Origin of the sequence: Neomoorella stamsii (assembly GCF_002995805.1) — a bacterium.
In the GTDB taxonomy this organism is placed as follows: domain Bacteria; phylum Bacillota; class DSM-521; order Neomoorellales; family Neomoorellaceae; genus Neomoorella; species Neomoorella stamsii.
In genome coordinates this window covers 1-13482 of sequence record NZ_PVXL01000026.1, presented here as the reverse complement: position 1 = coordinate 13482, position 13482 = coordinate 1, and the positions used below count along the sequence as shown (strand labels likewise).

Below are 13482 nucleotides of genomic sequence, written 5' to 3'. Positions count from 1 at the left end.
TGTATGATGTTAACACAAACTTAAAGGATTTGCAAGTACTATGCTTTGCCAGCACTGCTTAGTTTACCCGCCGGACGGGCGGTAGTCTTCAGGTGCAGCTCCAGGAGCTGCTCCGGTGCGACTGTCGAAGGTGCCGCCGTCATCAGGCAGGTCCCGCTCTGGGTCTTGGGGAAGGCGATGCAGTCGCGGATGGTATCCCGCCGGGCCATGAGCATGATCATCCGGTCCAGGCCAAAAGCAATGCCACCGTGGGGCGGAGTGCCGTATTCAAAGGCCTCCAGCAGGAAGCCAAATTTCTCCCGGGCCTCCTCCGGGCAAAAGCCTAAGAGGCTAAACATTTTTTCCTGAATATCGCGGCGGTGAATCCGGATGCTGCCCCCGCCCAGCTCGACGCCGTTTAAAACCAGGTCGTAAGCCAGGGCGCGCACTTTTAAAGGTTCAGTATCCAGCAGGGGCCAGTCCTCTTCCATGGGCATGGTAAAGGGGTGGTGCACGGCCACATAACGCTTTTCTTCCGGGCTGTATTCCAGTAAGGGGAAATCCGTTACCCAGGTAAAGGCCAGTTGCTCCGGCTCATAGAGGTGCAACCGCTGGCCCAGTTCCAGGCGTAAGGATCCCAGGGCGGTAGCCGCAACCGTCTCGCTATCGGCAACAAACAGGAGAAGATCTCCTTCCTTGCCCCCCATGCGGGCCACCAGGTCCTGGAGTTCTTGACCCGTAAAGAACTTGGCAATGGGAGAACGGATACCCTCGGCAGTAACGGCCATCCAGGCCAGCCCTTTGGCACCAAAGACGGCCGCAGCTCGCGTCAATTCATCCAGTTCCCGGCGGGAGAAACTGGCCCCACCGGGAACGCACAGGCCCCGTATCACCCCGCCCCGGGCTGCCGCGTCGGCAAAAACTTTAAAGCCGCACCCTCTAACCAGGTCGGATACATCGGTAATCTCCAGGCCGAAGCGGAGATCAGGCTTGTCAGAGCCAAAGCGGGCCATGGCTTCTTGATAGGTCAGCCGCGGCAGGGGAAGGGTAAGTTCAATCCCCAGGGTTTCCCGGAAAACATGGGCCATTAATTCTTCCACTAGGTTTAAAATATCTTCCCGCTGGATAAAGGACATCTCCATATCCAGCTGGGTAAACTCCGGCTGGCGGTCGGCCCTTAAGTCTTCATCCCGGAAACAGCGGACGATCTGGAAATAACGCTCTATACCGGCCACCATGAGAATCTGTTTAAAGAGCTGGGGTGACTGGGGCAGGGCAAAGAATTCCCCCGGCCGCAGCCGGCTGGGCACCAGGAAATCCCGCGCCCCTTCCGGGGTGCTGCGGGTCAGCATGGGTGTTTCAATTTCCCAGAAGCCCCGGCTGTCCAGGAAATCGCGGATGGCCCGGGTCGTCCGGTAACGCAGGTACATAATGCCCTGCATTTCCGGGCGGCGCAGGTCCAGGTAGCGGTAACGCAGGCGTAAGGCTTCGTCGACAACAATGTTATCCTCAATGTAAAAGGGCGGCGTTTTAGCCCGGTTAAGAATGCGCAGTTCCCGGGCCTCGACTTCAATGGTGCCGGTAGCGAGTTTGGGATTGGCTGTGCCTTCCGGCCGCGGCCGCACCCTGCCCGTCACCGCCACCACATATTCATTGCGTACCTCTTCGGCTTTCTTAAAGGCCGGTCCTGCCTCCGGGTCGCAGACAACCTGTACCAGGCCGGAACGGTCGCGCAAGTCGATAAAGATGAGGCCGCCGTGGTCGCGGCGGCGGTGCACCCAGCCCATGAGGGTTACTTCTTTGCCTGTATCTTCTGCCCTGAGCTCCCCGCAGCCATGGCTGCGGTGCAGCCCGGCCATAGACTCGATCACTAATATCCACTCTCCTCTAAAATGCCGGTATTTCACCTGGCTTTGTTTTCGCTCGCTCCCTGGCCCTCACGGAGCGTCCTAAGGCTCAGCCGTGAGGCGGAAAGATCGGGCTCCCCGCCTATTCGGCATCCTTGCCTTGAGAATCCGGCCTCGGTCCTCCCGTTCCCGGCCGCCCTCGCTCTTCGCCGCAACTTCGGCCGCTCTGCCGCCAGAGCCAGGTCGCTCTCGCCATACAAAAGCCACGGGCCACTGTCCCCATACGGGACTCTTACCCTAACTTCCCACATCAACTTAGCCACCACAGGTTCCCTTCACCCGGCGGCAATACTCCACTGCTGCCTCTAAAGGTACTTCTTCCTGGGTCCCGGTATCCAGGCGGCGGACCAGGACCTGCCCCCGGGAGAGTTCTTCCTCCCCGAGGATTACGGCCAGTTTGGCCGGGTAGCGGTTAGCATACTTCATCTGGGCTTTGAGGCTGCGGCCCAGGTAGTCTTTATCGGCCTTTAATCCAGCCTTCCTTAAATTGGCGAGCAGGCGGACAGCCGCCCTTTCTACCCCGGCGCCGGCCGTGACTGCCAGGACATCTATCCCTCCATCCGGCCTTAAATCCCGGCCCTGGGCTTCCAGGGCGAGTAAGACCCGTTCCAGGCCCAGGCCAAAGCCAATGCCCGGCACCGGTTTACCCCCCAGGGCCTCCACCAGGCCGTCATAGCGGCCGCCGCCGCCAATGGAACTCTGGGCACCGATGCCTTTGACCATTATTTCAAAGGCCGTGTTAGTGTAGTAATCCAGGCCGCGCACCAGGTGCTCGTCCAGGATAAAGTCAATCCCCAGTTCTTGCAGGTACTCCTGGACGCGCTCGAAATGCTCACCGCAGTCCGGGCAGAGGGAAGCGGCTATCGTCGGCGCCCCGGCGACTATCTCCTGGCACACCGGGCTCTTGCAGTCAAAGATGCGTAAAGGGTTGCGCTCAAAACGGCCCTGGCAGGTGGGGCACAGCTCCTGTAAGCGCGGCCGCAGGTAATCCTGCAGTTTCTCCCGGTGCCGGGGCCGGCAGGCCGGGCAGCCGACGCTGTTTAAATGCAGTTCCAGGTCCTTCAGCGCCAGGCGGTTATAAAAATCCATGGCCAGGGCGATAACCTCGGCATCCAGGGCCGGGTCACGGGAGCCAAAGGCTTCCACCCCAAACTGGTGGAACTGGCGCAACCGGCCGGCCTGGGGGCGGCCGTAACGGAACATGGGACCCAGGTAAAAAAGCTTTACCGGCAGTCCCCCGGCCTCCAGGTGGTGCTCCAGAAAGGCCCGCACTACCGGGGCCGTCCCTTCCGGCCGCAAAGTCACGCTGCGCCCGCCTCGATCGGTAAAGGTATACATTTCCTTCTCCACAATATCGGTGTTATCCCCGACGCCGCGGTTAAAAAGCTCGGTATGCTCAAAAACAGGCGTACGGATTTCCCGGTAGCCGTACAGCCGGCTGACTTTCCTGGCGGTCGCCTCCAGTAAGTACCAGCGGCCTACCTCCTCAGGGAGGATGTCTTCCGTACCCCGTGGTCGATTGGTTAGCATCTCAGGCCTCCATTAAGTAAAAAAGGGATTATCGGCCCGCTCGGTACCAATGGTAGAGGCCGGGCCGTGGCCGGGATAAATTTCCAGCTCATCATCCAGGACAAAGAGCTTTTCTTTAATGGAATTAAGCAACTGATTAAAAGAACCGCCGGGAAAATCGGTACGGCCAATGGAACCGGCGAAGAGGGTATCGCCGGTAAAGATTAAACCCTCGCCCTGCAAACAAATCCCGCCCGGGGTATGGCCGGGGGTATGGATAACCGTCAGGGTAATGGTCCGGCCAATGGTGATGGTGTCGCCCTCCTGCAAGAGGCGGTCGGCCCCGGGGCTGCTTACCCTGGTGCCCATTAGCGCGGATAGATTGCGCCCGGGCTCCGTAAGGAAGGGGGCATCGTCCCTGTGGATGAGGATGGCGGCGCCAGTGGCGTTCTTTATAGTCCCGTTGGCCCCTATATGGTCGATATGGCCGTGGGTATTGATGATATAGCGGATTTTTAAACCCGCTTCCCGGGCTGCTGCTAGAATCCGCTCTCCTTCGGCACCGGGATCAATGACGGCCCCTTCTTTAGTTTCCTGACAACCCACCAGGTAGCAGTTGGTGCCAATGGGACCCACAACCAGGGTTTTGAGAAACATTAGCCCACCTTCTCCCTAATAACCTTTGTGATACCTGTTCAAAGACAAACTAAAATAACCTCTCGCTATCCAGGAGCATGGTCACCGGGCCGTCGTTTTCCAGGGCTACCAGCATGTCGGCCTGGAACTGGCCCGTCGCCACCCTGATCCCATACGCTGCCAGGGCGGCAACAAATTGCCGGTACAGCTCCCTGGCTAATTCCGGTGGCGCCGCGGCAGTAAAACTGGGCCGCCGCCCTTTGCGGCAGTCGCCATAGAGGGTAAACTGGGAAACGGCCAGGACCTCGCCGCCTACATCCCGGACCGATAAGTTCATTTTACCTTCATTATCAGCAAAAATCCGTAAGTTGGCTACCTTGTCGGCCAGGTAGGCGACGTCATCGCCATCATCCCCCTGACCTACGCCGAGGAAAACCAGGAGTCCTGGGCCAATGGCGCCCACTTCCTGCCCTTCGACCGTCACCCGGGCCCTTTTGACCCTTTGCACGACCGCTCTTATACCTGTCACCTGCCTTCCAGTTTAACACAAAAATCCACGAAAACAAAGCCCGTGGTCACTAACTGGGAACCACCCTTTTGACCTCCATCACATCACGGATACGGCGGATTTTATCCATAATATAGTTCAGGTGCTCCAGGCTCCTGATTTCAATCTTTAAATCCACCAGGGCCTGGTCATTCCTGGTGGCCCGGGCGTGGACAGAGTTAATAATGGTTTTGGTATCCGCCACTGCGGCCATAATATCCATGGCCAGATTGGGCCGGTCCAGGGCCAGGGCCTCAATATGCACCTGGTAGGTGGCGTCAGCGGTACCGTCCCAGGCCACCTCAATAATCCGCTCCCTTTCCGTTTCCCGGTGGTGGTTGATATTGGGGCAGTCGGCCCGGTGGACGCTGACCCCCCTCCCCCGGGTTATATAACCCAGGATGACATCCCCGGGCAGGGGATTGCAGCAGTGGGCCAGGCGGATATCCAGGTTATCCATCCCCTTGACCCGGATGCCATGGGAAGGTTTGCCGTAGCCGCTCCAGGGCTTAACTGTTGTTTTAGCAGCCTCGGCAGGTGGCGGTACTTCTTCTTCTCCCTTCAGGCGGCCGAGTACTTGATAGGGAGTAAGGACACCATCACCCACCATTACATACAGGTCTTCGCTAGTGGCTACATTGAATTTCCGGGCCGCTTCCTGGAGCAAAGCGGGTTTTAGAATCTCTTCCGGGTCAAAGCCCTGCTTCTGGCATTCCTTTTCCAGCAGTTCCCGGCCCCTGGCCAGGTTTTTCTCCCGCTCTTCCTTTCTAAACCACTGGCGGATGCGGTTTTTGGCCTGGGAAGTCTTGACGATGTGCAGCCAGTCCCGGCTGGGGCGGCTGCCCTTGGTGGTTAAAACTTCAACAATATCCCCTGTTTTTAACTTATAATCAAGGGGTACAATGCGGCCGTTAACCCGGGCCCCGGTACAGCGGTGACCCACATCGGTATGCACCCGGTAGGCGAAGTCTATGGGCACCGAACCGGCCGGCAGTTCCACTACATCCCCCTTGGGGGTAAAGACATAGACGCGATCGGAAAAGAGATCGATCTTCAGCGATTCCATGAACTCCCGGGGATCGCGCATCTCTCGCTGCCAGTCCAGGAGCTGCCGCAGCCAGGTCAATTTTTGCTCAAAGTCCGGGTCCGAGTTACCGCCGTCTTCTTTATAGCGCCAGTGGGCGGCAATGCCGTATTCGGCCGTGCGATGCATTTCCCAGGTACGGATCTGGATCTCAAAGGGATCACCGTTAGGGCCGATAACGGTGGTATGCAGGGACTGGTACATATTGGGTTTGGGCATGGCGATGTAATCCTTAAAGCGCCCTGGAATAGGCTTCCACAGGGCGTGGACCAGCCCCAGGACGGCATAACAATCCTTTACGGTATCAACAATCACTCGCACGGCGATGAGGTCATATATCTCGCTTAACTCCTTGCCCTGCTTGACCATTTTATTATAAATGCTGTAAAAATGCTTGGGCCGCCCCTGGATGTCGGCTTTAATCCCACTTTCGGCTAATTTCTCCCCCAGGATCTTAACCACTTGCTGGATATATTCTTCCCGTTCCCGGCGCTTCATGTTAATGCTGTTGACCAGCTCATAATAGCGTTCGGGTTCGAGATAGCGCAGGGACTGGTCCTCAAGCTCCCACTTCAGGCGGAAAATACCCAGGCGGTGGGCCAGGGGCGCGAAGATTTCCAGGGTCTCCCGGGCTATCTCCTGCTGCTTTTCCGGCGGGTGGTGCTTCAAGGTGCGCATGTTATGCAGGCGGTCGGCCAGTTTGATCAGGATGACCCGGATATCCTGGGCCATGGCCAGAAGCATCTTGCGTAAAGTCTCCGCCTGCTGTTCTTCCTTGGTCTTGTATTCCAGGCGGCTGAGCTTGGTGACGCCGTCGACCAGAAGGGCCACTTCATCGCCAAAAATTTCCCTGATAGTATCCAGGCTGATGGGCGTATCTTCCACCACATCATGGAGGAGGGCCGCTGCTATGGTCACCACGTCCAGCTGCAATTCCGCCAGGATAGCAGCCACATTTAAGGGGTGAGTAATATAATCTTCCCCCGAGCGCCGTTTCTGTCCCTGGTGGGCGGCAGCAGCAAACTGATAGGCGTCATCCAGGAGTTTCAGGTCCGCTCCCGGCTGGTAGCTTTTAACCTGTTGCTCCAGTTCCTTCAGGTCCACAGGGCATCACCTCCCGCCTGCAATTTGCCGGTAAAATTGCCGGGCCATTTCCGTTTCCGCCAAAAGCTGGCGGTAACGCCGGGAAGCCATTAAATTGCACCTGGCAGCTACCTCCTGGAGATGAATGGCCAGCTCCCGCCCCCGGCTTTCGACCCGGATGAGACCAAGTTCTTCAAAAATCGCCAGGTACCATCGTTGATGATAACCTTTATTATTAATTATGTAAAGCCTGCTGCCGTTGTTAGTCCCTTTTTGCAGCTGGCGGTAAAATACTACCAGTTCCCGGCGCAGGTTTTCCGGCTGCCTGTCCCCTTCCCGGAGGTTGATATATACTTCCGGCACCTGTTCAGCCGCCGGCAGGGCCAGCTCTATTTCCTCCTGGCTGCCGGGAGGGTAATTAAAGATTACAGCATCGGCGGGGTAAAACCATGCCGGCATCTCCCGGCTGGCTACCAGCAGCGGCAGGCGGCCGCTCAAAGCCGTTTCCCGGGCCAGCCAGAGGTGCCGGGCATCAAGAAAAGTATCTACGGCCAGCCGCACCCCGGGCAGCTCCTGCTGCAACCGGGCTGCCAGTTGCAGCATCTGCGCAGCGTCCCTTTCATATAGGAGGACGTTTTGTCCCCTGGCCAGCAGCTCTGTTAAGAGGGGCAACAGTTCCGGGAATACCTGCCAGATTGCCGGGCTGCCGGCAGGACGTAACAGGTACCCTGCCGCCTGTTCCCCGGTGACCAGGGCAGATACCAGGAAGGAATCTTCCCCGGCCCCTGCTTCTGCCGGCCAGAAGGGGTGACAGGTGATGATCCCTCTTCCCTGGCTTAAAATACTGTTAAAACCCGCCTGTCCTAGCCAGGGGCCCAGGGGGCGTAAGGATACTGGATTCTTTAAACATCGCTTTAAACCGTAATAGCACTGGCGAATAGCCAGGCTGGTGGCGAATAAAAGCCCCGCGACAGGCCGGTTGCCGTTTAAGACTGCCTGCAATTGCCGGCACCAGGTGGGATTGGCCCCTGCCTGGCTGGTTGCCGCCACCAGTTCCTTGCTTACAACCGGCAGTGCCGGTATCCTGCCTGCCGGCCGGAGGGCTGCCAGCGCGAGCTGGAGCTCCTCCCGTCCCTGGTAGTTGTCCCGCTCCAGGTAAAAGGCCAGGTCCACCAGGTCACCGGGAGACAGGCCCGGCGGTAATTGCAGGTTAAAGCCGATAGCCTCCAGTTGCCTGCCTTCCCCGCCTACCGTCAACTTTAAATGGGCACCATTGCTGCCCACCTGGCGGGCCGCCTTTAAACGGGCGTTGCTGTAGACCAGGAGGGGACGGGGATTGCCCTCGCCATATGGAGCCAGGCCCTCCAGCTCCGCCAGTAGCTCCCAGTCCAGCTGGCTGAAAAGGACTTCCGCCTCAGGTGCTATTGCAGGAGCCAGTTGAACCTCAGTCATTAGTGACCTTACAGCTTCATTAAAAACGGCCTGGAAGGCCGGGATTTCTTTAGCAGCGATCTCCAGTCCCGCTGCCTGGGCATGGCCGCCAAAGGCCAGGAGGTGAGAACGGCACCTGGTGAGGATTTCATGGAGATTGATACCCGGGAGGCTGCGCCCCGAACCCCGCCCTCTATCCCCCGCCAGGGCGATTAAAACAACCGGGCAGTTGAATTTTTCCACCAGGCGGGCAGCAACAATGCCGGTTACCCCCGGGTGCCAGCCCTCAGCCGCCAGGACCAGGCCCTGGTCGCCTGCCGCGTAAGCTTGCGCGGCCATGGTTTCGGCCTCGACGGCAATGCTCTCCTCCAGGAGCCTGCGGGCCTGGTTTTCCCTCTGCAGGTGCTGGGCCAGCTCCAGGGCTCGCTGGGGAGAAGAAGTAAGTAAAATTTCCAGGGCCGGCAAGGCACTTCCCAGGCGGCCGCAGGCATTCAAGCGGGGAACAAGGCCGAAGGCCACTTCCCTGGCCGTCCACTCCCTGGCCGGCAGGCCTGCCACCTCTCCCAGGGCCTTCAGGCCGGGCCGCGCGCCTCCGGCCAGGGCTTTTAAACCCAGCTGGACCAGGAGGCGGTTTTCTCCCAGGAGGGGTACGGCGTCGGCGATGGTTGCCAGGGCTACCAGGTCCAGGGCCCAGCCGGCGGCCACTTCCCCTTGCGGCGCGAGTCCAAAGTAATTCGCGAGGGACTGGGCCAGTTTAAAGGCTACCCCGGCGCCGCAGAGGGGAGGCAGGTCCGGTGCCAGCAGGGGGTTAACTACGGCCCTGGCCTGCGGCAATTCCGCCCCGGGCCGGTGGTGGTCGGTAATAATCAGGTCCAGCCCTTGCTGCCGGGCAAAGATAGCCTCCTCCAGGGAAGTAATGCCGCAGTCCACCGTTACCACCAGGCGGTAATCTAACTCTAACGCTTTAATGAGGGCCTTCTTTTTTAAACCGTAACCCTCCTCCAGGCGGTCGGGAATATAAACTTCAGCCTCAACCCCCAGGCGCGCCAGGGTTTCCAGCATAATGGCCGTGGCTGCCAGGCCGTCGACATCATAGTCCCCATGGACCATGATTTTTTCCCGTTTTTCTATGGCCTGGACCAGGCGTTCCCGGGCTGCCGGCAGGCCGGGAATTTTCTCCGGCGGGATAAGATTGGCCGGATCCGGCTGGAAAAAGGCCCTGGCCGCTGCCGCCGTAGTTATGCCCCGGTTGAGAAGAATTTGCGCCGTCACAGGTGAGATATGTAACTCCCGGGCCAGGGCCAGCCTCTCCGGCAGGTTAACTGGAGGTATGGCCCACTGGGTTCCTGTCAAGCTTCCTGCTCCCTTTCTTGCCGGCCTGCCCCCGTTCCCGCTGCCACTTGCTCGAGGCGGGCTATGGTTTCCTGCAGTCTTTTATGCTGGCTTTTTAATTCTCTTATTTCCCGGGCCTGGCGTACCTGCCTGACGGCGCCCAGCAAAAATACCACCAGGGCACCGAAGGCTGCTGACCCCAGGATAACCAGGACCAGGGAAATATTACTAAATTGCCAGGCTAAAAAATTAATTTCTACCGGGCCTGCATTCTGGACGGCAAAGATAGCCACCAGTAGGGCAAAAAAAATGGCCAGGAGGGAAAAAATCTGCATCACGGTCCACCCCCGAAAAATAGACGATGTTCGCATCTATTTCAATTCGCCTTCGAGGAACGATTTTCCTTCTCCGGGCAGGTGGTACACACCCGGCAATCCACCGCTGAAGAGCAGGGTTCGGCATGGATTAAAACATCGGTGTAAGGCAGAGCTGCTCTTATCTCATCGCCAATATGCTCACAGAGGTCATGGACATAATCGATATGCTTGTAACGCGGTACCACCAGGTGCAGGTCTACCTGGCGGTCCCGGCCAGCCTTGCGGGTGCGTAATTTATGAAATTCAACATATTCATCGGCATGCCGAGCGATGATTTCTTTAATTACCTGTTCTTCTTCAGCCGGCAGGCTGACATCCATCAGGGGCAGCATGGCCTCCCGGGTTAAATGGTAGGCCGCCTTGATGATCATGACGGCCACCACCAGGGCCACCAGGGGATCCAGCCATTGGAAACCGGTAAAATAAAGGGCTACCAGGCCCAGCATTACCCCGGCGGAAGTATAAACATCGGTACGCAGGTGCCAGGCGTCAGCCTCCAGGGCGATGGAGTCCGTATCTTTCGCTACCCGGAAGAGATAACGGGAAACCAGGTAGTTGACCAGGGCGGCCCCGCCCATGACGGCCACGCCGGTCAGAGGTTCGTTAATGGCATGGCTGCCGCTGATAAGCCTTTTGATAGCTTCATAGATAATCCAGAGGGCTGCCAGGAAAATCAGCAGGGCTTCAATGGTACCCGAAATATTTTCAATTTTGCCATGGCCGTAGCGGTGCTCGGCATCAGCCGGCTTGCTGGCTTCCCGGACGGAAAAATAAGCTATGGCTGCCGCCACCAGGTCCAGGCCGGAGTGGATGGCTTCCGACATGACACTGACCGAGTGCATCCAGTAACCGATCCCCAGTTTACCCAGCACCAGAATTATGTTGGAAAAGACAGATACCCTGGCGGCTCTGGTCCGTATATCCATTCTTAAGGCCTCCTGCATCCTTATAAAAGTAAAAAATTGGACTTCATCCGGGAGCGATGAAGTCCCCTGCCAGTACTGACGTTCTACCTCAAATTTGCTGCTACGTCCTTTTGCTGCGCCGGTACCGGCCCTGACACCAGGCCTTTTACTCATTGTACAACGTTAGTTTGTCTTCCGCAAGCTACCCGCCCTAAAAAAGTCCAAGCAGGCGCCCGCCCAGCAGCACGGCCGTTAAAAATAAAGCTCCCAGCCGTAAGCAGAGTAAAAACAATCCCGCAGCTAATTCGTGTAGTAAATGCCGGCGCGCTAAATAAGCCGCTCCCAGGCCGCCGGTGCCCCCGGCCAGAATCATTCCCCACAGGGGACCTAGAAAAATCCCGGCCAGGAGCAGGGCCGCTAGACTCCCTGTTAACAACTGTTTCCCGGCTAGGACTGCTTCTTTATGCCCCCGGTACCAGCGCCGGGCAATTTCTTCGGCTGCCATCAGAGTAACGGCTCCCCCGACCGTAGCCAGGGCGACATAAGGGGCCGACAACCCCGGGACCAGGCCGGTGGCGCCAAAAATTACCCCTACAGCCCAAAGGAGTAATAACCCCCGCCAGGGCCGGACCATCCCTGCCGCCAGGGCCAGGGTAAAGGTTAAACCGCCCAGGAAAGGAATAGCCAAAGGGATATCCATGGTATAATTCACCTGCAGGTTTTTTACGTTTAGCATGCCCTTTTTGAAGTTAGCCATGCTGCCCGGCGCCAGGCCCGGCCGCTCCATCTCCTGGTAGGCGCGGCGATGGTGTTCGGATTGCGGGCAGGCATGGCTACCAGTTCCCCAAGCGCCCGGTTATCAATACCATAAGAAAATATTTTGCCCGCCGGTAGAAGACCGGCGGGCTCCGTCGCACTGGTGGGTCCTTAATAGTTCGACTATAGTATCCCGTTCATGGTACAGATAAACTCTTTGTAAGCTTTATACCGCATGTTACTCGATCAGGCCTTTTTTCAGCAGGAAATCTCTTGCTACCTGGGCTACTTCCTTTTTTTCCTCGTCGACCTGATAATTCAGCTGACGCATCTCATCATCATTGAGCTGGCCCGCCAGCTTGTTCAGGACTTCTTCTAGCTGGGGATACTTCTCGAGGGTGTCCATACGTACCAACGGTGCAGCAAAGTAGGGCGGGAAGAAGTGTTTATCATCTTCCAGGATCTTTAGCTTATAGGTAATCAACTGGCCGTCGGTGGAGAAGGCATCGATTACATCTACCATCTTGTTGTGAATGGCTTCGTATTTTAAGCCGGTTTCCATCTGCTTGGTGCTTTTGAAATTTAGCCCGTAAGTGGCAATTAAGCCGTCATAGCCGTCTGGGCGGTTAAAAAATTCCTGCTCGGCCCCAAATACCATCTCACCGGCCACGCTTTTCAGGTCGGAAATTTTTTGTAAGTTACGCTGTTGAGCAATCTCCTCCGGTACCGCAAGGGCGTAGGTGTTATTAAAGCCAAAGGGTTTCAGCCACTTCAGCTTGAACTGCTCGTTATATTCCTTTTGGACGGTATCGTAGGCCTTCTGGGGGTCATTAATAACTTCCTTTTTCAAGATTGCCACCAGGCCGGTGCCGGTGTAGTCAGCGTAAAGATCCAGATCGCCTTTTTTAAGGGCGTTAAAGTTAACCAAGGTACCGCCCAAGTTCAATTTGCGTTCCACCTTCAGGTCCGTATGGGCTTCTATGAGCTGGGCCATTATCTCGCCAAGGAGAATGTTTTCGGTAAAGTCCTTGGACCCTACAACCACTGTGCCTTTAGCCCTGGTTCCACCGCAGCCGGCAGCTACAAATAGCAACATAGCGATGCCTGTAGCTAGCGCGATCAGCTTCCCCACTCGTTTGGATTTCTGATGCAAGATATCCCATCCTTTCTTTAAATTTATAATGCTGAGACAGCCTTTTTTTTGAGCCCCCGCGGGACCAATATTTGTTCCAGCAGGGCCAGACCGGCGTCGGTCAAAATAGCCAGCAGCGCCGCAGGTACGGCCCCCATCAGTACCATAGTGTTGTTCCTCGTTTGAATCCCGCGCCAGATTAGCGTCCCCAAGCCGCCTGCCCCAATGAGCACGCCGATGGTTGCAATGCCAATGGCCGTGACAAGAGCCACACGCAGGCCGGCCAGGATCACCGGTAGGGCAATCGGTACCTGCACCCGCCATATTAATTGGCTCCTGGTCATCCCCATGCCTTTACCTGCCTCCAGCAGGCCGGGTTCTACCCCTAATAGCCCGGTATAGGTATTGCGGACGATGGGCAGGAGGGAATAAAGGAATAACGATACAACGAGGGTAGTATCCCCCAGCCCGAACAGCATCATCAACAGAGCCAACATGGCCAGGCTGGGAATAGTTTGGATCACTTCGGTGGCTGCCATTACAGGTTTGGCCAACCACCGGTATCGGATCAACAGTATTCCCAACGGAATGCCGCCTGCCGCGGCCATCGCTACTCCCATCACCGACAGGCTGAGGTGTTGCCAACTCAGAGCCAGCACCATATCCATCTTGCGCCTCCTATCTCAATAATTTGCTTCTAGCTCGTTAAATCTCTTGCTCTCTTAGATTTTCATTTTTATGATGAAGTCCAAGAAGGCAGACTAAGCCTTCATCTTCATCATCAGTAGACGTAGTTGTTGTGGA

General features: G+C 57.1%; 11 protein-coding genes. All 11 read right to left on the bottom strand.

The annotated features are described in order from the left end of the window. Nucleotides 1-38 precede the first annotated feature (38 nt). The 11 genes from aspS to MOST_RS04220 all read right to left on the bottom strand — a co-directional run bounded on the left by aspS (nucleotide 39) and on the right by MOST_RS04220 (nucleotide 13346). On the bottom strand, nucleotides 39-1838 hold the full coding sequence (gene aspS / locus MOST_RS04275) for an aspartate--tRNA ligase (protein ID WP_054936519.1): 1800 nt from the start codon (nucleotides 1836-1838) through the stop codon (nucleotides 39-41). Nucleotides 1839-2141: 303 nt separating this feature from the next. Then, on the bottom strand, nucleotides 2142-3416 hold the full coding sequence (hisS, locus tag MOST_RS04265; RefSeq protein WP_054936448.1) for a histidine--tRNA ligase: 1275 nt from the start codon (nucleotides 3414-3416) through the stop codon (nucleotides 2142-2144). Between the two features lie 12 nt (nucleotides 3417-3428). Then, nucleotides 3429-4052 (bottom strand): MBL fold metallo-hydrolase, encoded by a 624-nt coding sequence (locus MOST_RS04260; protein ID WP_054936447.1) that lies wholly within the window; start codon nucleotides 4050-4052, stop codon nucleotides 3429-3431. Between the two features lie 49 nt (nucleotides 4053-4101). After that, on the bottom strand, nucleotides 4102-4551 hold the full coding sequence (gene dtd, locus MOST_RS04255) for a D-aminoacyl-tRNA deacylase (protein WP_054936518.1): 450 nt from the start codon (nucleotides 4549-4551) through the stop codon (nucleotides 4102-4104). Between the two features lie 58 nt (nucleotides 4552-4609). Beyond that, complete coding sequence (locus tag MOST_RS04250; protein ID WP_054936446.1) at nucleotides 4610-6766, bottom strand: RelA/SpoT family protein; 2157 nt, start codon at nucleotides 6764-6766, stop codon at nucleotides 4610-4612. A gap of 6 nt (nucleotides 6767-6772) precedes the next feature. Next, nucleotides 6773-9529 (bottom strand): single-stranded-DNA-specific exonuclease RecJ, encoded by a 2757-nt coding sequence (gene recJ / locus MOST_RS04245; protein ID WP_054936445.1) that lies wholly within the window; start codon nucleotides 9527-9529, stop codon nucleotides 6773-6775. Then, nucleotides 9526-9843: a LapA family protein gene (locus tag MOST_RS04240; protein ID WP_054936444.1), complete on the bottom strand. Its 318-nt coding sequence runs from the start codon at nucleotides 9841-9843 to the stop codon at nucleotides 9526-9528. Before MOST_RS04240 ends, recJ begins: the two co-directional genes overlap by 4 nt. A 41-nt stretch (nucleotides 9844-9884) precedes the next feature. Next, nucleotides 9885-10811 carry a cation diffusion facilitator family transporter gene (locus MOST_RS04235; RefSeq protein WP_054936443.1) on the bottom strand — a complete coding sequence of 309 codons (927 nt, stop codon included), beginning with the start codon at nucleotides 10809-10811 and terminating at the stop codon, nucleotides 9885-9887. 190 nt (nucleotides 10812-11001) lie between these two features. After that, nucleotides 11002-11547, bottom strand: a complete 546-nt coding sequence (locus MOST_RS04230) for a hypothetical protein (RefSeq protein WP_161952796.1) — start codon at nucleotides 11545-11547, stop codon at nucleotides 11002-11004. Nucleotides 11548-11784: 237 nt separating this feature from the next. After that, nucleotides 11785-12699 carry a glycine betaine ABC transporter substrate-binding protein gene (locus MOST_RS04225; RefSeq protein ID WP_106007037.1) on the bottom strand — a complete coding sequence of 305 codons (915 nt, stop codon included), beginning with the start codon at nucleotides 12697-12699 and terminating at the stop codon, nucleotides 11785-11787. Nucleotides 12700-12722: 23 nt separating this feature from the next. Further along, nucleotides 12723-13346 (bottom strand): ABC transporter permease, encoded by a 624-nt coding sequence (locus MOST_RS04220; RefSeq protein ID WP_054936440.1) that lies wholly within the window; start codon nucleotides 13344-13346, stop codon nucleotides 12723-12725. Nucleotides 13347-13482: the final 136 nt, after the last annotated feature.

Excerpts from the sequence above, each read along its gene's own strand:
- aspS (WP_054936519.1), bottom strand. The coding sequence starts at position 1,838 with ATGGCCGGGCTGCACCGCAGCCATGGCTGCGGGGAGCTCAGGGCAGAA.
- hisS (WP_054936448.1), bottom strand. The coding sequence starts at position 3,416 with ATGCTAACCAATCGACCACGGGGTACGGAAGACATCCTCCCTGAGGAG.
- MOST_RS04260 (WP_054936447.1), bottom strand. The coding sequence starts at position 4,052 with ATGTTTCTCAAAACCCTGGTTGTGGGTCCCATTGGCACCAACTGCTAC.
- MOST_RS04240 (WP_054936444.1), bottom strand. The coding sequence starts at position 9,843 with ATGCAGATTTTTTCCCTCCTGGCCATTTTTTTTGCCCTACTGGTGGCT.
- MOST_RS04235 (WP_054936443.1), bottom strand. The coding sequence starts at position 10,811 with ATGGATATACGGACCAGAGCCGCCAGGGTATCTGTCTTTTCCAACATA.
- MOST_RS04230 (WP_161952796.1), bottom strand. The coding sequence starts at position 11,547 with ATGGCTAACTTCAAAAAGGGCATGCTAAACGTAAAAAACCTGCAGGTG.
- MOST_RS04220 (WP_054936440.1), bottom strand. The coding sequence starts at position 13,346 with ATGGATATGGTGCTGGCTCTGAGTTGGCAACACCTCAGCCTGTCGGTG.